The organism is Aeribacillus sp. FSL K6-2848, from assembly GCF_038004325.1.
Classification (GTDB): Bacteria; Bacillota; Bacilli; order Bacillales; family Aeribacillaceae; genus Aeribacillus; species Aeribacillus composti.
Genome location: NZ_JBBOQQ010000001.1, coordinates 1,071,357 through 1,094,254, shown reverse-complemented (window position 1 = coordinate 1,094,254; position 22,898 = coordinate 1,071,357). Strand labels below are relative to the sequence as shown.

The 22,898-nt window shown below is 39.7% G+C and carries 24 protein-coding genes, 1 pseudogene, 1 riboswitch and 1 other annotated feature; of the genes and pseudogenes, 8 read left to right on the top strand and 17 right to left on the bottom strand.

Annotated elements, in window-relative coordinates:
- Positions 1-115: 115 nt before the first annotated feature.
- From NSS70_RS05565 to NSS70_RS05535, 7 genes and pseudogenes are all read right to left on the bottom strand, one after another.
- Positions 116-673: pseudogene (locus NSS70_RS05565) on the bottom strand (NAD(P)-binding protein); the annotation flags it as partial.
- Positions 674-1,188: 515 nt separating this feature from the next.
- Entirely contained in the window at positions 1,189-1,374 is a 186-nt protein-coding gene (locus NSS70_RS05560) for a sporulation protein Cse60 (RefSeq protein WP_339229488.1), read from the bottom strand.
- A gap of 840 nt (positions 1,375-2,214) precedes the next feature.
- Positions 2,215-2,535, bottom strand: a complete 321-nt coding sequence (locus NSS70_RS05555) for a rhodanese-like domain-containing protein (protein ID WP_066249464.1) — start codon at positions 2,533-2,535, stop codon at positions 2,215-2,217.
- Between the two features lie 30 nt (positions 2,536-2,565).
- Positions 2,566-4,980 (bottom strand): leucine--tRNA ligase, encoded by a 2,415-nt coding sequence (gene leuS / locus NSS70_RS05550; protein ID WP_094245290.1) that lies wholly within the window; start codon positions 4,978-4,980, stop codon positions 2,566-2,568.
- A gap of 67 nt (positions 4,981-5,047) precedes the next feature.
- Positions 5,048-5,268 (bottom strand) — a binding site (T-box leader).
- Positions 5,269-5,357: 89 nt separating this feature from the next.
- Positions 5,358-6,509 (bottom strand): diglucosyl diacylglycerol synthase, encoded by a 1,152-nt coding sequence (locus tag NSS70_RS05545; protein ID WP_340881045.1) that lies wholly within the window; start codon positions 6,507-6,509, stop codon positions 5,358-5,360.
- Positions 6,510-6,986: 477 nt separating this feature from the next.
- Entirely contained in the window at positions 6,987-7,376 is a 390-nt protein-coding gene (locus tag NSS70_RS05540; protein WP_339199055.1) for a GntR family transcriptional regulator, read from the bottom strand.
- Positions 7,377-7,816: 440 nt separating this feature from the next.
- Positions 7,817-8,080: a YtzC family protein gene (locus NSS70_RS05535; RefSeq protein ID WP_063386581.1), complete on the bottom strand. Its 264-nt coding sequence runs from the start codon at positions 8,078-8,080 to the stop codon at positions 7,817-7,819.
- 159 nt (positions 8,081-8,239) lie between these two features.
- On the opposite strand from NSS70_RS05535, the gene NSS70_RS05530 reads away from it, so the two are divergent.
- Positions 8,240-9,205: a TIGR01212 family radical SAM protein gene (locus NSS70_RS05530; protein WP_066249458.1), complete on the top strand. Its 966-nt coding sequence runs from the start codon at positions 8,240-8,242 to the stop codon at positions 9,203-9,205.
- Positions 9,202-9,789: a tRNA (mnm(5)s(2)U34)-methyltransferase gene (locus tag NSS70_RS05525; protein WP_340881043.1), complete on the top strand. Its 588-nt coding sequence runs from the start codon at positions 9,202-9,204 to the stop codon at positions 9,787-9,789. The genes NSS70_RS05530 and NSS70_RS05525 overlap by 4 nt, the downstream gene beginning before the upstream one ends.
- Before the next feature lie 660 nt (positions 9,790-10,449).
- Here NSS70_RS05525 and NSS70_RS05520 read toward each other — a convergent pair.
- Together NSS70_RS05520 and NSS70_RS05515 are read right to left on the bottom strand one after the other, a co-directional pair.
- Complete coding sequence (locus NSS70_RS05520; RefSeq protein WP_063386578.1) at positions 10,450-11,529, bottom strand: tetraprenyl-beta-curcumene synthase family protein; 1,080 nt, start codon at positions 11,527-11,529, stop codon at positions 10,450-10,452.
- A 36-nt stretch (positions 11,530-11,565) separates the two neighbouring features.
- Positions 11,566-12,345, bottom strand: a complete 780-nt coding sequence (locus NSS70_RS05515; RefSeq protein WP_144596690.1) for an alpha/beta hydrolase — start codon at positions 12,343-12,345, stop codon at positions 11,566-11,568.
- Between the two features lie 68 nt (positions 12,346-12,413).
- On the opposite strand from NSS70_RS05515, the gene NSS70_RS05510 reads away from it, so the two are divergent.
- Both NSS70_RS05510 and NSS70_RS05505 read left to right on the top strand, forming a co-directional pair.
- On the top strand, positions 12,414-12,941 hold the full coding sequence (locus NSS70_RS05510) for a gamma carbonic anhydrase (RefSeq protein WP_063386577.1): 528 nt from the start codon (positions 12,414-12,416) through the stop codon (positions 12,939-12,941).
- Between the two features lie 172 nt (positions 12,942-13,113).
- Positions 13,114-13,644, top strand: coding sequence for a phosphatase PAP2 family protein (locus NSS70_RS05505; RefSeq protein ID WP_066249451.1), 531 nt, complete (start codon positions 13,114-13,116; stop codon positions 13,642-13,644).
- A gap of 49 nt (positions 13,645-13,693) precedes the next feature.
- On the opposite strand, the gene metK is transcribed toward NSS70_RS05505, so the two are convergent.
- Entirely contained in the window at positions 13,694-14,899 is a 1,206-nt protein-coding gene (gene metK / locus NSS70_RS05500) for a methionine adenosyltransferase (RefSeq protein WP_340881042.1), read from the bottom strand.
- A gap of 205 nt (positions 14,900-15,104) precedes the next feature.
- A riboswitch (SAM riboswitch) is annotated at positions 15,105-15,296 on the bottom strand.
- Positions 15,297-15,564: 268 nt separating this feature from the next.
- On the opposite strand from metK, the gene pckA reads away from it, so the two are divergent.
- Entirely contained in the window at positions 15,565-17,154 is a 1,590-nt protein-coding gene (gene pckA, locus NSS70_RS05495; RefSeq protein WP_063386648.1) for a phosphoenolpyruvate carboxykinase (ATP), read from the top strand.
- 74 nt (positions 17,155-17,228) lie between these two features.
- On the opposite strand, the gene NSS70_RS05490 is transcribed toward pckA, so the two are convergent.
- From NSS70_RS05490 to NSS70_RS05470, 6 genes are all read right to left on the bottom strand, one after another.
- Entirely contained in the window at positions 17,229-17,411 is a 183-nt protein-coding gene (locus NSS70_RS05490) for an IS3 family transposase (protein WP_094245283.1), read from the bottom strand.
- Entirely contained in the window at positions 17,377-17,610 is a 234-nt protein-coding gene (locus tag NSS70_RS05485; protein ID WP_339199046.1) for a DDE-type integrase/transposase/recombinase, read from the bottom strand. The genes NSS70_RS05490 and NSS70_RS05485 overlap by 35 nt, the downstream gene beginning before the upstream one ends.
- Positions 17,611-17,895: 285 nt before the next feature.
- Positions 17,896-18,051 carry a hypothetical protein gene (locus NSS70_RS05480; protein WP_157727914.1) on the bottom strand — a complete coding sequence of 52 codons (156 nt, stop codon included), beginning with the start codon at positions 18,049-18,051 and terminating at the stop codon, positions 17,896-17,898.
- On the bottom strand, positions 17,988-18,170 hold the full coding sequence (locus NSS70_RS20785) for a transposase (protein ID WP_063386574.1): 183 nt from the start codon (positions 18,168-18,170) through the stop codon (positions 17,988-17,990). Before NSS70_RS20785 ends, NSS70_RS05480 begins: the two co-directional genes overlap by 64 nt.
- Positions 18,171-18,453: 283 nt before the next feature.
- Entirely contained in the window at positions 18,454-18,696 is a 243-nt protein-coding gene (locus NSS70_RS05475) for a DUF2584 domain-containing protein (RefSeq protein ID WP_063386573.1), read from the bottom strand.
- 64 nt (positions 18,697-18,760) lie between these two features.
- Positions 18,761-19,543: an alpha/beta hydrolase family protein gene (locus tag NSS70_RS05470; protein ID WP_066249449.1), complete on the bottom strand. Its 783-nt coding sequence runs from the start codon at positions 19,541-19,543 to the stop codon at positions 18,761-18,763.
- Between the two features lie 119 nt (positions 19,544-19,662).
- Between NSS70_RS05470 and NSS70_RS05465 the strand changes: the two genes are divergently transcribed.
- The 3 genes from NSS70_RS05465 to NSS70_RS05455 are packed head-to-tail and all read left to right on the top strand — an operon-like array spanning position 19,663 to position 22,255.
- Positions 19,663-20,667 (top strand): ABC transporter substrate-binding protein, encoded by a 1,005-nt coding sequence (locus NSS70_RS05465; RefSeq protein ID WP_339211088.1) that lies wholly within the window; start codon positions 19,663-19,665, stop codon positions 20,665-20,667.
- A gap of 24 nt (positions 20,668-20,691) precedes the next feature.
- On the top strand, positions 20,692-21,471 hold the full coding sequence (locus NSS70_RS05460) for an ABC transporter ATP-binding protein (protein WP_066249444.1): 780 nt from the start codon (positions 20,692-20,694) through the stop codon (positions 21,469-21,471).
- On the top strand, positions 21,449-22,255 hold the full coding sequence (locus NSS70_RS05455) for an ABC transporter permease (protein WP_063386569.1): 807 nt from the start codon (positions 21,449-21,451) through the stop codon (positions 22,253-22,255). The genes NSS70_RS05460 and NSS70_RS05455 overlap by 23 nt, the downstream gene beginning before the upstream one ends.
- A gap of 161 nt (positions 22,256-22,416) precedes the next feature.
- On the opposite strand, the gene ytkD is transcribed toward NSS70_RS05455, so the two are convergent.
- On the bottom strand, positions 22,417-22,890 hold the full coding sequence (gene ytkD / locus NSS70_RS05450) for an RNA deprotection pyrophosphohydrolase (RefSeq protein ID WP_094245279.1): 474 nt from the start codon (positions 22,888-22,890) through the stop codon (positions 22,417-22,419).
- Positions 22,891-22,898: the final 8 nt, after the last annotated feature.

The window sequence follows — 22,898 nt, the reverse complement described above, 5'->3', positions numbered from 1 at the left end:
GGCGCCTCTTTTTTTGCACAAATCGCTATCCCGTTGAACGGCCATGTGCGATCCGGTTTAGCTATTCGCTAGACCTGTTCGCATTCAAAAGCATTTCCAGCTGCTTATACCGTTCTTCATTTGAAGCTTCTAAAAAGCTCTTGTCTAATAATTGATGTAAAACCATCCTTTTTTGCTCTGGGTCGTTGATTTCTTCTAAGACACGTTTTCGACCTTCCTTTAAAAATTCAACATAGTCAGCAAAATGTTCATCAAACTGCTCTGCCAAATTATTTTTTAATTTTCTGGCGAGCCCCGGAACTTTCCCGCTCGTTGATACACTGATGATTAAATCGCCCCTTTTAAATGTTGCCGGCATAATGATATTGCTTTTTTCAGGTGCATCCACTACATTGATCAGCTGATGTGCTTCACATGACTGGTAGACCTGCTCATTAACTTCCCTTTCATTCGTTGCCGCAATGACTAGAAACGCACCGTTTACATCGTCTTTTTCAAACGTTTTTTGTTTCCACGATATTTTTTTTTCTTGATGCATTCGAAGAAGATGATCTGATAGATCGGGACTGACAACCGTTATATCAGCACATGCATCGAGCAAAGCTTTTATTTTTCTTTCCGCTACCTTCCCTCCGCCGACAACAACTGTCTTTTTTCCTTTTATATTCAACATCGCACTGTAGTACATATGATCACCCTTTTTTGTCCTTGCGCTTACAATTTCTGGTTGATGCGAAGCGTTTTTTCCTTTCAAAAGGTTCTAGGATAACTTAAAAAAATTGGTCATCCTTTTTTTCGTGCGGTCGCTTCGGAACGGCATTGAAATCTTTTTTCCAATAAAAAAAGACCTAGATTCCCCATAAACAAGGATTTTCAAACGGGTCTAAAGCTTGCTTTAAAAAGCTTTTTCATGAGTTAGTCCGTCTTCCATCCTGCAAAACGATGGCGATCATTTCAGTTTTATTCGACTTTCTCACATCAGGTACAATTTATAAAGTGTTTCCTATCTGGATCAGTGCTTATAAACTTTCAAGATCCACTGGGCATAGCAACTGCTTGGAGCGCATGCGAACATTGATGCATTGACGAAGATTCTCTAAAATTACAATCAACCAACGCTTCACGTTTAATTCTGTTTACATTCTTACTAAATATAATAGACTTTTCATTATTAATGTGAAAGTTTTCTTATTCTTTGTAAATAATCATCGCTGAAAAACAGTAAATTTGTTCACCTTTTTGATCGCATGTTACCGATACATGATATTTTATGTCGATATATTTTTGACTTGGAAGCGCAGTTAAAAAAGCGTTCACTTCCTCTTCTAAATCTTTTTCATGCTCTTCGTCAAAAATGGCGACTTTATAGCTCAATTTCTTCACACTCCCTTTATTTATCTCGTTGCTTCCAATATACTTTTATGCTTGTACAAATATGACACTTTTAATAAAGGGATGTCGGCAGTTTTTATGGGGATTTTGAGGGTATTACATGCGGTATGGTTTACTGTTTTGCCACGCTAATCTTCCTTTATATCGAGTAGGAGGGAGCGATTAACTCCCGTCCTCTCACACCACCGTACGTACGGTTCCGTATACGGCGGTTCAATTAAGATAATTGACGCAAGTCTTTATAACTTCCGTGAATAGCTGTTCTCTTTATGCCAGTGGTCACTCCACCCTCCAAGAGATCTCCCACGGGATTCACCGCTTCCTCCCTCAAGTGAGGTACTACGTTTTCTGTGTTCATCATGACTCACTGAATGCCAAGGGCTATTCTCTCTTAATTGTTCGGTCCTTCTTAGTTGTTCTAGACCAACTAATACTATGACCTCTGCTGACTTCTGACTGTTCAGCTATCTATCACTAGATAGGTTACCAAGGTTACTTGGCGTGCCAGCCAGACCTCCCCGGGTAAGAGTGTAATCTTTCCTTCCATCCATCTGCTTCATTTACTCTGTATCACCTTCGGCAGAAAGGGCTTTGTTTTGTCTTGCAAACTCACCCAGTGATACCTAGCCTCATATGAAGTTCGTGTTCCTCAGACCGGAAGTTTGCCGCTCGCTTCCTTCAGATTCCGCGTCACCACGGACACCCTTGCGTTAAGCTAACTGCTACTTCTGCCTTCGCAGCTCGGGACTTTCACCCTATAGATTACACCCATGCCGGGCGCACAAGGAAAAAACCGCGCCTACTTAAGCGCGGTTTTTCCACTTATTTTTTTATCTCGCTCTTCGGTTTGGTTTCCCCTGTCCATTCGAGCATTCCGCCAACCATATTGATGACATTAAAACCAAGATCCTGTAAATATAAACAAACATTTTCACTTCTTCTTCCTGATCGGCAGACGAAAATATATTCCTTTTCTTTATCAAATTCTTCAATGCGGTCCGGGATTTCTCCCATCGGAATATGTTTTGCTTGTGGAATCATGCCTTCTTCTACTTCTTCTTCCTCGCGGACATCAATAATGTCTAATTTTTCGCCGTTTTCAAGCTTCGTTTTGAGATCATTTGGTGTGATTTCTTTTACCATGAATGGCCATCCTTTCATTGATATTCAAGCTTAATTGGCTACGATGTTGACAAGCTTGCCAGGAACAGCAATCACTTTACGAACGGTTTTGCCTTCAAGCTGTTCTTTTATTTTTTCATCATCCATCGCGATTTTTTCCATTTCCTCTTTAGAAGCATCGTTTGGTACAAGCAGCTTTGCCCGCACTTTTCCGTTGATTTGAATGACAATTTCCACTTCATCTTCGACAAGCTTTGATTCATCCCATGCCGGCCACGATTCATAAGCAATCGTTTCAGAATGGCCGAGTTTTTCCCAAAGCTCTTCGCAAATATGCGGAGCAACCGGCGATAAAAGCTTTACAAATCCTTCCATATATTCTTTCGGAAGAATTGTCGCTTTATAAGCTTCATTAATAAATACCATCAGTTGCGAAATAGCTGTGTTAAAATGCAGATTTTCATAATCCTCCGTTACCTTTTTCACTGTTTGGTGATAAATGCGTTCAAGCTCTTGAGACGGTTCATCGACGATTTTCGGATTCAACTCGCCATTTTCCATTACAAACAGCCGCCATACACGATCTAAAAATCTTCTTGCGCCGTCGAGTCCTTTTGTTGACCATGCAATGGATGCATCAAGCGGACCCATGAACATTTCATATAAACGGAGAGTATCCGCTCCGTGGCTTTCAACGATTTCATCAGGATTGACGACATTTCCTTTTGATTTGCTCATCTTTTCATTGTTTTCGCCGAGGATCATTCCTTGGTTAAACAATTTTTGGAACGGTTCTTTCGTCGGAACTACTCCGATATCGTATAAAAATTTATGCCAGAAACGGGCATACAGCAAGTGTAAAACAGCATGCTCAGCCCCGCCGATATAAATGTCCACAGGCAGCCATTTTTTCAATTTTTCAGGATCAGCTAATTGTTCTGAATTGTGCGGGTCAATATAGCGCAAATAGTACCAGCAGCTTCCCGCCCATTGAGGCATTGTGTTTGTTTCGCGCCGCCCTTTTTTGCCTGTTTTCGGGTCAACGACATTCACCCAATCCTCAATATTCGCTAAAGGTGACTCACCGGTTCCCGAAGGTCTAATTTCATCTGTTTCCGGAAGCACTAACGGCAGCTCCTCTTCAGGAACAGCTGTGATCGTGCCGTCTTCCCAATGGATGATCGGAATCGGTTCACCCCAATAACGTTGACGGCTGAACAACCAGTCTCGGAGACGGTATGTCACTTTTCTTTGTCCTTTTTTGTTTTCCTCCAGCCATTTGATCATCGCTTCAATTGCTTCTTCTTTATTCAATCCGTTCAAAAAGTCGGAATTTACATGCTCGCCGTCTCCTGTATAAGCTTCTTGTTCGATGTTTCCTCCAGCGACAACCTCTTTAATCGGCAGGTCAAATTTTTTCGCAAATTCATAGTCCCGTTCATCGTGGGCAGGCACGGCCATGATCGCACCTGTACCATAGCTCATTAAAACATAATCGGCAATCCAAATCGGCAATCTTTCTCCATTGGCAGGATTTACAGCATAGGCTCCGGTAAACACGCCTGTTTTTTCCTTCGCCAAGTCCGTTCTTTCGAGATCACTTTTACTTTTAATTTGATCTAAATAGGCTTCCACCGCTTCTTTTTGTTCCTCGGTTGTAATTTCTTTCACAAGCGGATGTTCAGGCGCAAGCACTGTATACGTAGCACCGAAAAGCGTATCTGGACGAGTAGTAAAAACAGTAAAGGTTTTATCAGTTCCATCGACTGTAAAATGAACTTCCGCACCTTCCGACCGGCCGATCCAATTTCGCTGCATTTCCTTTATGCTTTCCGGCCAATCAAGCTCTTCTAAATCTTCCAGCAGCCTGTCAGCATATTCGGTGATTTTTAACACCCATTGTTTCATCGGACGGCGTTCAACAGGATGTCCTCCCCGTTCGCTTTTTCCGTCGATGACCTCTTCATTTGCAAGAACAGTTCCGAGTGCCGGGCACCAGTTGACGGGCACTTCATCAATGTAAGCAAGTCCTTTTTCATAAAGTTTTAAGAAGATCCATTGCGTCCATTTGTAATATTCCGGATCAGTTGTATTTACTTCCCGATCCCAATCATAGGAAAATCCTAGTGATTGAATTTGTCTGCGAAAATTATCAATATTTTTTTTCGTAAATTCCGCAGGATCGTTGCCGGTATCTAAAGCATATTGCTCAGCCGGAAGTCCAAATGCATCCCATCCCATCGGATGGAGAACATTGTATCCTTGCATCCGTTTCATTCGCGCCAAAATGTCGGTTGCTGTATAACCTTCAGGATGTCCTACATGAAGACCAGCTCCCGAAGGATACGGAAACATATCCAATGCATAAAACTTCGGTTTATCGGAATCATCCTCTGTTTTAAATGTTTTGTTTTTTAGCCAATAATCTTGCCATTTTTTCTCAATCTCACGATGGTTGTAAGACATGTAAAAATCCTCCTTTGCTATATATATGTATAAGCGTCAAATAATAAAAAAACTCCCATCCCCACGACGAAGGGACGAGAGACAATTTCCCGCGGTACCACCCAAATTAGCGCAAATGCACTCACTCTGTTCCGTAACGTGGAAACACGTCGGGCATTAGTCTGTACCGGAATACATTTCACACCCGCAACTCAAAGGGGAGTTCGTGAATAAACAACGATTGACTTTCACCTTCCGTCAACTCTCTAGACGCCTTTATCCACTACTGATCCTTTTCACCGTTCTTGCTTTTTCATCCACTTATCATATTGTTATTTTAATGAATTTTATGAGTTCATGCAAGTCAATGTCGAAAAATTTGGATTTCAGTCTAATAATTAATAATTGACAGACCCTTTCAAGCTTGAATCAAGCAGCATTTCTGCTTCATTTAAAATGTCCTGCAAGATCGTGTCAGCAGCGTTTGGTCTATATAATTCAGCAATGCTCATTTTCATTTTTTCCATTTTTTCAGGGTGGTTAAATAAATCATTGACCGTCTCTTGAACTTTTTCAAGCTTATTGATGACAACCGCCGCCCCTTTTGCTGCAAACAAATCGGCATTCTCCCTTTCCTGCCCCGGAACAGGTTTATAGAGAATAAGCGGAACTTTTAATGCGGCCGCCTCGCTGAGAGTAATCCCTCCAGGCTTTGTTATCATGCAGGAACAAATGCGAAAGAGCTCGTCGATTCTTTCGACATAGCCAAAAACTTTTATTCGATCCGGGTGAATATACTGAAGCGGTTCAAGCTCATCTTTCAGCGATTGGTTATTTCCGCATACAACGACTATTTGCATGTCATCTCGTGTAAAAAATGATTCACACAAATCTTTTACATTTTTTAAAACTCCATGAGCGCCTGTAGCAATTAACAAAGTTTTCTTGTTCGGATCCAAATTGTATTTTTTATATAAATCGACCGTTTCCATTTTTTCTTCAAACTGCGGCCGAATAGGAATTCCGGTTACTTTGACAAGCGCTGGATGGATGTTGAGCATTGTCAGTTTTTCCTTCACATCGTCGCACGAAACATAATATTTATCAATGTTTTTATGAACCCATACTCGGTGAAGACAAAAATCGGTCAGCACATTAAATGTCGGGATGAACACGCCTGTCCGCGTGCGATATTCAGGCACAACGGAAATAGGAAATGTATTAATGATGATGTCAGGATTTATCTCCCTTACTAGCTGATTCAACTTGCGGTGTCCAAGCTTCAAATACAAATTCATAATGCGTTTGTTAGACATTTTGTCCACACTATAATAAAATAACCGATAAAATTGCTTACCGATGGAAAAACTTTTCAAATATAAATATCTTGTAATTTCCGCCATAATTGGATGAGACTCGCTAATTAAATCAGAAACTTTTACGTTGTTGATTCCCATCTTATGCAAAGACTGCTCCAATGTTTTAGCAACTTGGATATGACCGTTTCCGTAATTTGCCGTTAATATTAATATCTTTGGGTCTTTTAACATTTTATTCACCTCAACTTAAAGCAGCTCAACAATTAGAACGAACTAAAATCAAAATAGTTTCACTTTAAATGTATATTTCCTTTTATAATTTTAGGAGAAAAAAATTAAGAATCCTTTATTATTTTATTACATTTACATTTCACTGGAAATTTTCGTTTTTTTTGTTGGTTGCAATAGCTAAAATGACAAATATATGGATTGGGATTTTTTAATGGTTCCAACAAAAAATAATTCTGCCCGTTTACTCGCATGGTTCATACAAGAATCTTACCGATACGCATTGGTTTAATTGAATTTATGCCGTTTTTCCGGGATTTTTTACCTAGCTAATGGGCAGCCAAAGCTGCATGAATAACACCGAGAAGAATAAGATATGCCCTCCGAACAAAGTTTTTCCTTTATCTTTTCTGAACCGTTTTAGCCAAACAAGCTGAAACTCACGCTGCAGAGATTCAAATACTTTTTCTTTGCTAAACTTTATTTATGAAAAGCATTGGCAAATTCGTTTTTCATGTCTTTCATCCATTGGTATATTTGTTCAAAGCTGATTCCTGCATAAAATGCGTCGATCATAATTTGCCGCAGCTCCTCTTTAATTATTTCAATTTTCTCTTCATCCAGCTTTTTCTGCACCATTTTCGATACAAATGTCCCCCGTCCTCTCAGCGTTTCAATCAAGCCTTCTCTTTCCAGCTCTTTATAAGCCTTTGAAACCGTGTTAGGATTAGCGATAATCATGGAAGACATCTCTCTTACAGAGGGCAGTTTATCGCCAGGCTTTAACACACCTTTGATACATAGTTCTTTCATTTTTTTTATGATCTGCTCATATATCGGAGTGGCACTTCTCGGGTCAATTTCAAACATCAAATACCCTTCTTTCTTACAAAAAGGACTCTTTTGTATTATGTGTACTACATTATATAGTACACATAATACAGAAAAGATGCAATCAACATTTCTGATTCCGCATATAAAAACCACTCGTTCGGGGGCTCTTGATCTTAGGGAAAAATTATGATGTACATAGTCGTATAGCAGCTTTTGCTAGAAGTTTGACTGATGTTCAACAAACTGATCCGATTTTGTTTTAAAATGTAATCGTTCATTCGCATTGAGCCGAGCTTTTATATCGGTAATTGCGCAATCTGTTGAAAGATATTTTTATTCTATATTTTCGTTTTTATTCCAAAAACCATTCTTTCCCTATGCAAATTTATATATAAGATCAAATCGGCTAAAGAATAAATGAAAAATCATAATTGCAATTAAAGGGCAAGCCTACAATCAGGCTTTGCCCTGGAATTTTAATGATCGAGCAAAATCATCTCATTTTGAAGGTGCTGCAGTTGAAGGCGCATGCGGTGAAGCTGCTCCCGCTGCTGGTCATTTGCGCTTAAACTGAGTTTTTCCACTTCTGCAAGCGCATCTTGAAGCTTTTGCTGTGCATTTGTATATTCTTCATCATTGTAATGCTCCTGTTTCAGCCCTTCAATATATTGCTCATTTGCATATTCCAATGCTTGCTGGCAATGTTGAATGCACTCTTCCACGGATTGTCTAGTAGCCAAACAAATCCCCTCCTTGATGAAGAATTTTCTTCATCAACTGTATTTTTCGCTATTTCTGCAAGCTCCATCATGAAAAAAGCTGGTAAATTCTTATTTGAGATTGGTTTGGCAATCATGGTAAAATGTCTTGATAGTATATCGAAACAGGAGGAGTAGGAATTGGCGAACCACAATCCATTTCCGTATACGAATGACAACAAACGGTATCATACATGGAATTACCATTTACGAAATACATTTGGAGATAAAGTGTTTAAAGTTGCTTTAGACGGAGGATTTGACTGTCCAAACCGCGACGGTACGGTAGCACATGGCGGGTGTACGTTTTGCAGTGCCGCAGGGTCGGGCGATTTTGCCGGAAACAGAGCTGATGATCTTGTTACGCAATTTCACGACATTAAAAGCAAAATGCATGAGAAATGGAAAAACGGAAAGTATATTGCTTACTTTCAGGCATTTACAAACACTCATGCACCCGTGGAAGTTCTTCGTGAGAAATATGAAACGGTATTAGGTCTCGAAGGAGTTGTCGGTTTGTCCATTGCTACAAGGCCTGACTGTTTGCCTGACGATGTTGTTGATTATTTGGCGGAATTAAATGAGAGGACATATCTTTGGGTGGAATTAGGATTGCAAACCGTTCACCAGCGGACCGCTGATTTAATTAACCGTGCGCACGATTATGAATGTTATGTGGAAGGAGTTAACAAGCTCAGAAAGCACGGAATCCGAGTTTGCACACACATCATAAACGGTCTTCCGCTTGAAACGTACGATATGATGATGGAAACTGCAAAAGAAGTTGCTAAGCTGGATGTTCAAGGAATTAAAATTCATCTGCTCCATTTGTTAAAAGGTACACCGATGGTTAAGCAATATGAAAAAGGGATGGTGCGCTTTTTATCCTTTGATGAATATGTACAATTAGTTTGCGATCAGCTAGAGGTACTGCCTCCCGAAATGATCGTTCATCGCATTACAGGCGACGGTCCGATCGATTTAATGATAGGGCCGATGTGGAGCGTTAACAAATGGGAAGTGCTGAATGCCATTGATGCCGAACTCGAAAAACGAAACAGCTACCAAGGGAAGTATTATACAAAAGATCGAGTGATGTCAAAATGAACCTCATTCGCATTCTTCCATTTGCAAAAAAATTGATGGCTTCCGCTGTCCAAAACGGCGATATCGTTATTGATGCAACAGTCGGGAACGGACATGATACCGTCTTTTTAGCACAACTCGTTGGCGAACAAGGTCATGTGTTTGGATATGATATTCAAAAACAAGCGCTTGAAGAGACAGAAAAACGGTTGAAGGAATGCGGTTTAATCGACCGTGTTACTTTGTTTCATTCCAGTCATGATGACATTTTCAATACGATTCCGAAAAAACATCACAATCATATCGCCGGTGCGATGTTTAATCTCGGTTATTTGCCCGGTGGCCAAAAAAACATTGTGACAAAACCAGAATCAACTATTGAAGCAGTAAAGCAGCTTTTATCCATATTAAGACCCGGTGGAATGATCGTGCTGGTCGTTTATCACGGCCATCCGGAAGGAAAACGTGAGAGAGATGAGCTTCTTAAATTTGCCGAACAAATCGATCAACATACTGCTCATGTACTTGAATACCGGTTTTTAAACCAAAAAAATTCCCCTCCGTTTATTGTAGCAATCGAAAATCGAGTAGGAGGGAGCGATTAACTCCCGTCCTCTCACACCACCGTACGTACGGTTCCGTATACGGCGGTTCAATTAAGATAATTGACGCAAGTCTTTATAACTTCCGTGAATAGCTGTTCTCTTTATGCCAGTGGTCACTCCACCCTCCAAGAGATCTCCCACGGGATTCACCGCTTCCTCCCTCAAGTGAGGTACTACGTTTTCTGTGTTCATCATGACTCACTGAATGCCAAGGGCTATTCTCTCTTAATTGTTCGGTCCTTCTTAGTTGTTCTAGACCAACTAATACTATGACCTCTGCTGACTTCTGACTGTTCAGCTATCTATCACTAGATAGGTTACCAAGGTTACTTGGCGTGCCAGCCAGACCTCCCCGGGTAAGAGTGTAATCTTTCCTTCCATCCATCTGCTTCATTTACTCTGTATCACCTTCGGCAGAAAGGGCTTTGTTTTGTCTTGCAAACTCACCCAGTGATACCTAGCCTCATATGAAGTTCGTGTTCCGAGAGACCCAAAGTTTGCCGCTCGCTTCCTTCAGATTCCGCGTCACCACGGACACCCTTGCGTTAAGCTAACTGCTACTTCTGCCTTCGCAGCTCGGGACTTTCACCCTATAGATTACACCCATGCCGGGCGCACAAGCAAAATAGCCGGGAATAATATCCCGGCTAGCTTTATCCATCAAGAAGATTTAATCAAATTCCATTTTCGGAACGTTCGATATGCCCTAGCATTCACATAAAAGAAAACGGAGGTTGTTCCTCCTTTTTTTATTAATTTTTTAGCCAGCTTTCCTAAATCTTTATGTACTAATACTTTGTCATCAGATAAATAAATGCCGAGCAATCCGCGGTTAATTAATTTATGAAAATTTTCGTTCGGAATACCTTTTAAATTTTTGTCCGCTTCATGTACAAAATGAGCTAATCGTTCCATCATTTCTGATGTGCTTTCATAAAAACTGCAAAAATTTAAATCGCCCTCCAATTGATCCTCCTCTTGATCAATAAAGTAATCCAATAAAATGTGAAGCCCTTGCACATATGGAAAGTAACCATCTTTAATTTTTTTGGCAATCGCTTCGTTAAAGCTGGGCTGAAATGCATAGGCGACTAAACAAAAAATGCCCAATGTCGATCCAGCGCAGGCAGAAAATTCATACCACCGCATATCCGGGAGGGAAGATTTATATTGTTCGAACCACTGTACTAGCCTTGGCACTCTTTCCTCTTCTATTACATGCTTATGTACTTGCAGTTCACAATAATATTCGCAAAGCTCCATCAAATAGCCAGCTATAACCGGATAGTTCTCCAATTGGCTCAGCATTCTTTGGCATGTCATGACAAGCTCTTTTAAATATCCGCCGTCATCTTGGTCCTCACGAAATTGGTAGTAATTTTTTAATTCTGCATGAATCGACAGCGCATCCTTCATTGATTGGTGCAGCATGCGGAAATCTTCCGGATCAAAAGAAGTGCTTCTGTCGCATAAATTATCCAAGTAATCGCTAATCGTTTGATAAGCAACGATAAACTCTATGCATTCCTCTATATGAGAGTTCGACAAAAGCGCTAAAATGCTTCCTCCTTCGCAATGAAATGCCTTCGTATTTATGCTTGCAAGCGCCTGCTTTCTCAATTCAGGATTCGGTATTTCCTCAGCCTTTTTTTTCCACCCATCTAAGTAATAATGGACGGTCGGAAGAATTTCCCTATAAACTCTTGACATAAGGCTGATAGGGTGTTCAGGTATACTCAAAGATCAACTCACCTCTTCATTGTAAAATTCCAGTGTTTATGTTAAATGGCTTTCTGTAAATCTCAACGCATCTTGAAAAACAAGTTCTCTTTCCGGTTCATTAAAAATTTCGTGATATAGTCCTTCCCATTCTTTATAGCTCTTTTCCGTGAGATTCAACTGACTATACCATTTTTGAACTGCTGATTTATCAACAATTTTGTCTTCTCCTCCCTGCATGACGAAAAGAGGGACATCTGGAAACTGCGGAAGCTGCTGAAATGCTAGTTCAATGGCATGAAGAAGCTCTCTGTACCAGCGCACAGAAACTTTTCTTACGTAAAGGGAGTCGTTTCTGTTTATGTCTTGAATTTCCTTATTTCTCGTTGCCATCTCAACTGTCAAACCGGAATCAAAGCGTACCCTAGGCGCGAAAATATTTAATCCTTTTGCCAAAAGATCGAGCGCTTTACTCGGTTTTTGCAAAATTCCTAAACATGGCGAAGATAAAATGACCCCGTTTAACGGAATTTTATTTCTCTGCAGCGTACGTATGGCTATTAAACCGCCCATGCTATGCCCCAGCAAAAAAAGCGGCAATTGGAAAGATTGAGCCTCCCTGATCCAACGGTCAACTTCATCAATATATTCATCAAACGATTGGACATGTCCCCGTCTGGAGGATGAATTTCCTTGTCCTGGCAAATCCCCCATGACAACATGGTACCCGTTTGTTTGCCACTTTTTTATCAGCCATTTGTAACGTCCATGATGTTCTAAAGCTCCATGAATGATGACAATCGCAGCTTTAGGACTAGAACTTACCCATTTCCACATAAATTAACTCCTTTCCGAACATGACGGAAAATTTGTTATAATATGAAAAAAAGAAAAGGATGGTTCCCATGGTTATTTATCCATATAAAGACAAAAAACCTATAATTAGCGATTCGGCTTATATAGCTGATTTTGTCACAATCACCGGCGATGTTCAAATAGGAGATGAATCAAGCATTTGGTTTCAGACGGTTATCCGCGGTGACGTCGCCCCAACTATTATTGGAAATCGGGTCAATATTCAAGACCAATGCTGTCTGCACCAGAGCCCAAATAAACCGTTAATTATTGAAGATGATGTAACCGTCGGCCATCAAGTTCTGCTCCATAGTGCGATTGTGCGGAAAGGAGCTCTAATTGGAATGGGTTCGATTATTCTGGATGGAGCAGAAATCGGAAAAGGCGCTTTTATCGGTGCAGGCAGTCTTGTCCCGCCAGGCAAAAAGATACCTGAGAAAACTTTAGCATTCGGAAGACCCGCCAAAGTGATTAGAGAATTAACAGAAGAAGATCTTCAAGATATGGAACGCATCCGTCGCGAGTATATCGAAAAAGCTCAATATTATAAAAATATTGCTCGTATGAACAACATATAAATTGCTTATAAAAACATTTTAAAACTTTCTCTTTCAAATGTCATTCTTTACCGGGCAGCTTCATGTATTTTTAAAATTTTGTAAAATTTTTATTAGATTTGTTGAAGTTTACATAAATATGAGAGAAAATTTTTTATAAGAATTTTTGCTTTTTGAAAAGAGGAACTTTAACATGGGCAGACTGCTGAATCAGCTTTACCAATTTGAGTGCAAGTTGTTCAAACTGATTAATTCGCATTTTGAACGAAAAGGACTGAATGTTTATTTTCGGTATATTACTCATTTAGGAGGGGCTGTTTTTTCAATTGCAACATGTTTAATGCTGATGTTATTTTTTAATGAACCTGTAAAAACTGTTGCCTTGGCAAGTTCAGCTGCTCTTTTTTTCAGTCATATTCCGGTTTTCATTGTGAAAAGAATTTATCCACGCAGACGGCCTTATCTTACATTATTTGAAACAAAAGTGTTAGAAAATCCGTTAACTGACCATTCATTTCCTTCTGGACATACGACAGCTGTATTTTCAGTGGCAACACCATTTTTGCTCTTTTTTCCAGCCTTAACATGGATTTTGCTTCCTCTCGCATTCAGTGTGGCACTATCAAGAATTTTTCTTGGCCTACACTACCCTTCAGATGTGCTGGCGGGAATAGTTCTAGGAGCTTCAGCAGGCACCATCTGTTTTGTCGCATTCGGACCGTAAAAGCAAAAAGGTGTCTAATGCATGCATCGCATTGGACACCTTTTTTATTTTACAAATATTGATGAGCTTGTTCGCGCAAAGCTTCCGCTTTATCTGTGCGTTCCCATGGCAAATCTAGATCGTTGCGTCCGAAATGACCGTAAGCAGCTGTCTGTTTGTAAATCGGGCGGCGCAAGTCAAGCATTTTTATAATGCCAGCTGGGCGCAAATCAAAGTTATTGCGAATTAATTCAACTAAAACATCTTCGCTTACTTTGCCAGTACCGAACGTATCAACAGAAATAGAGACAGGTTTCGCTACACCAATTGCATAGGCCAGCTGAACCTCGCATTTGTCTGCAAGTCCGGCTGCGACAATATTTTTCGCTACATAACGAGCCGCATAAGCTGCAGATCGGTCTACCTTCGTCGGATCTTTTCCTGAGAAAGCTCCTCCGCCATGGCGCGCATAGCCTCCGTAAGTATCGACAATGATTTTTCGTCCCGTTAATCCTGCATCTCCTTGTGGTCCGCCAATAACGAAACGTCCGGTAGGGTTGATGAAATATTTTGTTTCTTCATCGATCAGTTCTTTTGGAACAACCAGATCAATTACTTTTTCTTTAATATCCTGCTTAATTTGTTCTAAAGTTGCCTCCGGATGGTGTTGAGTCGATATGACAATTGTGTCAATTCTAACCGGCTGTTCATTTTCATCATATTCTACCGTAACTTGCGTCTTTCCGTCCGGACGCAAATAAGGAATTTCTTCGCTTTTTCTAACTTCTGTAAGCCGGCGTGAAAGCTTATGGGCAATGGAAATCGGGAGAGGCATTAATTCCTTCGTTTCATTGCATGCAAAACCGAACATTAACCCTTGATCTCCAGCGCCAATCGCTTCAATTTCTTCATCAGTCATTTGTCCTTCTCGCGCTTCTAAAGCTTTATCCACCCCTGCAGCAATATCGGGTGATTGCTCATCAATTGATGTTAAAACAGCACAAGTTTCAGCATCAAAACCGTATTTAGCTCTCGTATAGCCGATCTCTTTGACCGTTTCTCGCACAATTTTTGGTATATCCACATACGTGCTTGTCGTAATTTCTCCACTGACTAATACAAGTCCGGTTGTGACAGATGTTTCGCAAGCTACACGTGCGTTCGGATCTTTTTCTAAAATGGCATCTAAAATCGCATCTGAAATTTGGTCGCAAATTTTGTCCGGATGCCCTTCCGTTACGGATTCAGATGTAAACAGACGGCGCTTTTTTGTCATTTACTGCATCCTCCTCAAACTTAAAATGATGTTTATGGAGTGCTACACTCCTTGACATTGACACGGAACTCATTCCCTCGCCACTATTGTATACATATCAAAATTGCGTACGATAAGAAAAACTTGGCTAAACGAGATTTCTCTTATACATAGAAAAAACCTTCCCTGCCAGAGGAAAGGTTGTTATAAACATCATTGCCTTTCACTCTTATCGTTCAAGGATATAACCTTGCATCAGGTTAGCACCATTGCTCGTCTATGAATATGGAATTCTTTCGCATCATGTTGTATGTCCATAGAATACCGCGATTTTGAAAGCCATATTCTACTGTCTTCTTTCAACGAGCCGGTTGCTGGGCTTCATAGGGCCTGTCCCTCCGCCAACTCGGGATAAGAGTATCCGTTCAAATGTATATCATACAGGAGCAAAAAAGTACTTGTCAACAATAAATAAAGCTTCTCTGTAATTTTCCAAATCATCTGATATCCATTATTTCAGGATCAGCTGATCAATCATGATTCGTATGATGCCCAAAAATGAAGGCAAAATATATAGTAAAAACATTATTTTCAAAAATCGATAAATAGGATGGATTATTTTTTCGAATGTGTTATACTATTTCTATAAAACCATTTCAAATATGCAAAAAAAGGATGGTATGTATATGAATATTGTAGATGTATCAAATGAATTAGCTTCGTTGATCAGCGGACCAAATGCATATCATAATTTACCAGTCGCACGACTTGTAGAAAAAGTTTTAGCTAGGAAAGAAGGTTTTTTAACAAATACAGGTGCAGTTTCGGTTACAACAGGCAAATATACCGGCCGGTCACCAGAAGATAAATTCATCGTTGAAGAAGATTCTGTCAAGCATTTAATTGATTGGGGACCCGTCAACAAGCCAATTTCATCAGAAGTTTTTGAAAAACTGTACTTAAAAGTCATACAATATTTAAAAAATAGAGATGAAATTTATGTTTTTAACGGATTTGCCGGAGCTGACAAAAAATATCGTCTTCCAATTCAAGTGGTCAATGAATTGGCGTGGCAAAATTTATTTGCTCGCCAACTGTTTATCCGTCCGAAAAGCCAAGACGATTTAAAGGAGCATAAAAATCCGTTTACGATTGTTTCCGCTCCTTCCTTTAAAGCAGATCCAGCTGTGGATGGAACGAACTCAGAAGCATTTATCATTATTTCTTTTGAAAAGAGAATAATCCTGATCGGCGGAACTGAATATGCAGGCGAGATGAAAAAGTCTATCTTTTCCGTCATGAACTTCCTGCTTCCAGAAAGAGATATATTTTCAATGCACTGCTCCGCCAATGTCGGTCAAGAAGGCGATGTCGCGCTCTTTTTCGGTTTATCGGGAACAGGCAAAACAACACTTTCCGCCGATCCAAAACGCCGATTAATTGGTGATGATGAACACGGCTGGTCTTCATCTGGTATTTTTAATATTGAAGGCGGCTGTTATGCAAAATGCATCGGTTTGTCTGAAGAAAAAGAACCTCAAATTTATAACGCGATTCGATTCGGTTCCGTTTTGGAAAACGTTGTGGTTGATGAATCGACACGAATTCCTGATTATGACAACTCCTTATTAACAGAAAACACCCGTGCGGCTTATCCAATTGAAGCGATTGACAATATTGCTAAACCGAGCATTGCGGGTCACCCTAACACAATTATTTTTTTAACAGCTGATGCGTTCGGTGTTCTACCGCCAATAAGCAAATTAACGAAAGAACAGGCTATGTATCATTTCTTAAGCGGTTATACGAGCAAGCTTGCTGGAACGGAAAGGGGTATTACTTCCCCTAAAACAACGTTCTCCACATGCTTTGGCGCACCATTTCTTCCGCTTCCAGCTACAAGATACTCTGAAATGCTCGGAAGAAAAATCGAAGAACATGATGTGAAAGTATTTTTAGTCAATACAGGGTGGACCGGTGGAGAATACGGAGTAGGAAAACGAATTAAACTTGCTTATACAAGAGCCATGGTTCAGGCAGCATTGGAAGGCGAACTCGATGAGGTGGAAACTGTAAAAGACCCTATTTTCGGGCTGGCGATTCCTGCTCATGTTCCAGGAGTGCCTGATGAAGTTTTACAGCCTATTAAAACATGGAGTGATAAAAACGCTTATGAACAAAAAGCGTATGAATTAGCAAAAGCATTCAAAGAGAACTTCAAAAAATTCTCGAACGTTCCGAAGGAAATTGAAGAACTTGGCGGTCCAATCATATAAAAAAATTACTTACTTTCGGCTACAGCTTTGAACTGTCCCCTGTCAAGTAGACTGTAGAAATAATAAAAATATACCTAAGCGGCTTTAGCTCTATATTCCATGGGGCTAAAGCCGCTTAATCTTTTTTGATACCTTTCATAATGATAAAAGCGGTTGTACTCATCCATCGCAAGAGCTAATTCTTTAAATGTCTGATACTTATGTAAATAATACTTCTCGCATTTAAAGCGTTCCCCAAAAAGATACCATTGGCCCATTATCAATACATCTACCTACTATTGACATACTTTGTGTCATCTCTGCTTGGTCTATCCTACGTTTAAAACCATGAGAGGTATATTGGAACCCACGGTCACTATGAATAAGTGGATGCTCTCCTTTTAAAAGTACGGTGGCTTGATCCAACGTTTTGAATACAAGATGATGATGATTGGAATGTCCTAAAACATCGCTCACAATTGATCCATCATATAGATCAAGAATAGCACTTAAATAGGCTCTCTTTGATGAACCTATTTTAATTCTGTGACATCAGCTACCCATTTTTCACTTGGCTTTTCCGCTGTAAATTCACGATTCAATATATTTTCTGCAACATGTTGAGGGAAAACGTTTTAACCACTTATAGTAAGCAGCTCGTGAAATACCGGCGATTTCACATATAAGATTATGCTTAGTTTTCTTTCTCATGAAGTTCCCGGATTGCGATATACTTGTCTTCAAAACGGATTTGGTTTACTTTCACCTCCTTTCGATTTCCTCTAACTTTTTTAAAAATAGATTCTCCGCACGTAAGCGCTCATTTTCTCTTTCTAACTTTTTCATCTCCAGTTTCATTTTCTCTTCTGGAGATAACTCTGCTTCTTCTTTTTTTCTTCCTCGTTTGTCTTTATCCATTGCCTTAAAGAATATTTAGTAATTTGATACCTTTTACAAAGCTCTTGAATAGTACATTCTCGGTTTTCATATGCAAGTAAAACTTCAAGTTTGAGCTCTGTTGTATATTGCTTATACATAGAAAAACTCCCCCTAAGGTAAAACAGATTTTTTATATTTTAATCTGTCTACCTTAAGGGGAGCATATCACTTTGTCGATAGCCTTTTAATATTTTTATGTGGTTTGGCAAAACAAATCGGCAACGCAGATTTTTAGACGAAAACCCCTTTTTCAACGAACTTTTATGAAAAAGGGGTTACGCGATTTTTTATGATAAGACAAATGGAAGCCGTACTCGAAAAAATTAAGCAAATTCCTCCTTCCACAATCCGTTCAGCAAATGAACGGAAATATGGTGACGGTTAATTGGTTGAGTACAATGAAGTGAGATTATAAGTAAGCACGGTTTTGTTATCAGCCCATTCCAATTTAATAATTTCAGCTGTTCCTGTAGGATCGCTTATCAACGTTTTTCGAACTTCCAAAGGAATATTCATAGGATAAAGGCGATAGCCATCTTTGACAAGCTGAAATACGTTTTCCTCTATCCGCTTTTCCTTCCCTTTTGTAATAATCATCGTATTTAATTCAAGCGGCATGCCCATTTCTCCAATCCCCTTTCATTTGATCGATCATTTTTTAGTATGTATCATATGAAAAATATAATGGTCAATTTTTCATCCATTTTATCATTCGTTCTAAAACCATCCGGTTATGCCGAGGCGGAAAATGATGACTAAAATGTTGGAAATACCAGCTGTCCACTTGCTTTCCCAATTCTTTCAGCCTTCTTTCCAATCGATATGCATGTTCAATTGACACGTTTTCATCTTTTCCCCCATGAATGATTAAAACGGGTGCTTGCATTTTTTCAAGGTAATACAACGGTGTCCGCCATTTATAGCGGTCAGGATATTTCTTCGGTGTCCCTCCAATAACTCTTTTCATCATCCTTCTTAAGTCCTTTCTCTCCTCATAAGTTAAAAACATATCAGACACCCCGCCCCAGCTTACAACAGATCGAACATTTGAGCATATAATCCCAGTAAGCAAGGCCATGACTCCTCCCCTTGAAAAGCCAAAAACGTGAATGCGATCCGGATTCACTTGCGGATGTTTCATCAACAAATAGAATGCATTGACCGCATCAAAACGATCATTCCCCGCAAAATCTTCATTCCCTTCTCCTCCTAAATTTCCTCGATAAAAGGGAGCCATCACGATAAAGCCTTTTGATGCAAATTGTATAATTCTTCCTGCCCGGACCATACCAACATTTTTAATCCCTCCGCGCAAATATAAAAAGCCATCATAAACACCTTCTTGAACAGGCTCTGCTAACAGACCTTTCACTTTTAGTCCTTCAGAAATATATGTCACGATGGAAAGCTTAATCGAAGGGTTCGGTGATGGGAAAATTTGTTTGTCAACTATTTCTCCGTTTCTCAGCATCTTTTCAACCTCCATTTAGGTAGGCAATCACACATTATATTTTTTTTTCATACTTTATCCTAGATAAATATATTTAAACATTTTTCCTTTAATATGAACATCATTAGGGAGGATTTCACATGAAAAAAAGGCTTGCTTCCATCGTATTGGTGATCCTTTTCATCATACCTCTTTCAGCCTGCGGCGGAGGAGTGGAAAAAATTCGGCTGGCGGAAGTCACTCATTCTGTTTTTTACGCACCATTGTACGTAGCCATTGAAAAAGAATTTTTCAAAGAAGAAGGACTGGACGTAGAATTAAAAACTACTTGGGGCGGAGATAAAACAATGACCGCCATTTTATCAAACGGCGCTGATATCGGTCTTGTCGGTTCGGAAACGTCCATTTACGTATATGCCCAAGAAGCAAATGACCCAGTCATTAACTTCGCCCAGCTGACCGAAACGGACGGCACTTTCCTTGTCTCCAGAGCCAAGTTGGATGATTTTCAATGGGAAGATTTAAAAGGAAGCACTTTTTTAGGACAGCGTAAAGGCGGCATGCCGCAAATGGTAGGGGAATTTGTGCTGAAAAAGCATAACATCGATCCGCATCAAGATTTAAACCTTATCCAAAACATCGACTTTGCGAATATTGCAAATGCTTTTGCTTCCGGTACAGGCGAATATGTTCAACTGTTTGAGCCAACCGCAAGTATTTTTGAAAAAGAAGGAAAAGGTCACATTATCGCATCCTTCGGCAAGGAATCGGGCAAAGTTCCTTATACAACATTTATGGCAAAAGAAAGCTATATTAAGAAAAATGATAAAACGGTGAAAAAATTCACAAAAGCGCTCTACAAAGCGCAAAAATGGGTGGAAGAACATGACGCCGAAACAATTGCCGAAACGATAGCGCCGCAATTTAAAGATACGCCGATCGATATTTTAATATCTTCCATTGACCGTTATAAAAGCCAAGGATCCTATGCAAAAACCCCGCTGTTAGATGAGGACGAATGGAACAATTTGCAAAAAATTATGGAAGAAGCAGGAGAACTGCCGGAGAAAATTGATTATGAACTATTAGTCAACACGTCCATAGCAAACGAAGTGGCAAATATAATGTTGTTTCAAAAGGAGTAAATTTATCGACAAGGGGGGAGGAGATTGTCATTTTTAACGATCGATCATGTCAGCCATACTTATTTTACAAAAAAATCGGCAACGACAGCTTTGGAGGACATCCATTTGGAAGTAGAGGAAGGGGAATTTATATCCTTTCTAGGTCCTAGCGGCTGCGGCAAAACAACGCTGCTTTCCATCATTGCCGGTATCATGAAACCGACAGAAGGGCAAGTTATTTTGAACGGAAAGCAAATATCTTCCGCAACACCGTCTGTCGGTTATATGCTGCAACAAGATTATTTATTTCCATGGAAAACGATAGAGGAAAATATTTTAATTGGATTAAAATTATTGAACAAACTGAATGAAAATGAGAAAAAGCGGACATTTCAGCTTCTGCACCAAATGGGTCTCGAAAATGTAGAAAAGCTATATCCGAATCAATTATCAGGCGGAATGAGACAAAGAGCCGCTTTAGTCCGCACTCTTTCTACAGATCCGAAAATGCTGCTATTGGATGAACCTTTTTCCGCCCTCGATTATCAAACGAAATTAAAGCTTGAAGACTTAGTCTTTCAAACATTAAAGGATTTTAAAAAAACAGCCATTCTAGTCACGCATGATATTGGGGAAGCAATCGCCATGAGCGATCGGATTGTCCTGCTATCCAAAAGGCCTGGCAAAATTGCCAAAATATTTACTGTCCCAAAAGAATTGCGGGATACATCCCCGTTTAAAACAAGGCAGCATCCAACGTATACTTCACTTTTTGACTTAATCTGGAAGGAGTTAGATCAGCTTGAAACAAACAACAACAATTGATCTCCTCCATAAACAATATTTGCAAAGATTGCATAAAGAAAAGAAATGGATTACCTTTTATCAAATCTTAATTTTTATTTCTTTTTTTCTCATATGGGAGGTGTCATCCAGCCAAAAATGGATAGACCCGCTCATATTCAGTTCGCCGACAAAAATTTTTCACTTATTTGTTGAAAAACTGCAGGACGGTACATTACTTGCCAATTTGAACGTGACGCTTTTTGAAACGGTCTTGGGGTTTATTTTTGGGACATTATTCGGGACATTACTTGCTGCTCTATTATGGTGGTTTCCAAGGCTGTCTAAAATATTAGATCCGTATTTAGTGGTTTTAAACGCAATGCCGAAAGTAGCTCTTGGGCCGATTTTCATCGTTGTACTTGGGCCCGGATTTACCTCAATTATCGCGATGGGAACAATCATTTCGGTTATTATTACTACAATTGTAGTCTATACTTCCTTTAAAGAAGTGGATCCGAATTATATAAAAGTGCTGCAAACATTTGGGGCAGGCAAAAAGCACGTGTTCAGAGAGGCGATCCTGCCGTCATCTTTTCCAACCATTATTTCTACTTTGAAAGTCAATGTCGGGTTATCTTGGGTGGGTGTGATCGTCGGAGAATTTCTCGTTTCAGCTAAAGGATTAGGCTATATGATTATTTACGGGTTCCAAGTTTTTAATTTTACCCTTGTGCTGTTAAGCCTAGTTATCATTGCCATCTTTGCAACGATCATGTACAAAATTGTCGAACTAATTGAAAAAACATTAATCAAAAGCCAATAAGAGGCTGTCAAGAAAGTCAAATCGCCATTGAAAACAAAAAATCATAAACACCAATATATCAACGTTTCTAACACATTAATGGGGGCGTCAATAAGCCGTAAAAACGACTTATTAGACACCCCCTTAAACAATTTCTAAACCGACTTTCAGGAATTTAAAAGCTATTTTATGTAATCGGCATAAATTTTGTCCAAGCTGCGTTTTAGAACATCATCTTTCATAATAAAGCTAAAGCGATGATCGTCCTCAATTTTTTCAGGCAAGTCCGCAAGCAGGACTGGACCTAACGTTTCAAAATACGTGCTCTGTTTTTCGAGCCTCTCAATTTCCGCATAATAAATATTTTTCACAATCGTTTTCTCTTTTCCTATAACCTTATATTGCCCAATATATACGATATCTTGGACAATTCCTCCCGTTTCTTCCCTCACTTCCCGGACAGCAGCTTCAACCGGCTTTTCGCCGTTCTCGACTTTTCCTCCTGGAAACTCGTAGCCCCGGTCTTCATGTAAAGTTAAAAGCCATTTGTTTTCATATCGGCAGATGACCCAGACATGCTTCGGGTAAACAGAAAAAGGATGTTGACGGAAAGACAGGTATACATCATTGCCGTAAAAATCTTTAAAATAAAACATAATCAATC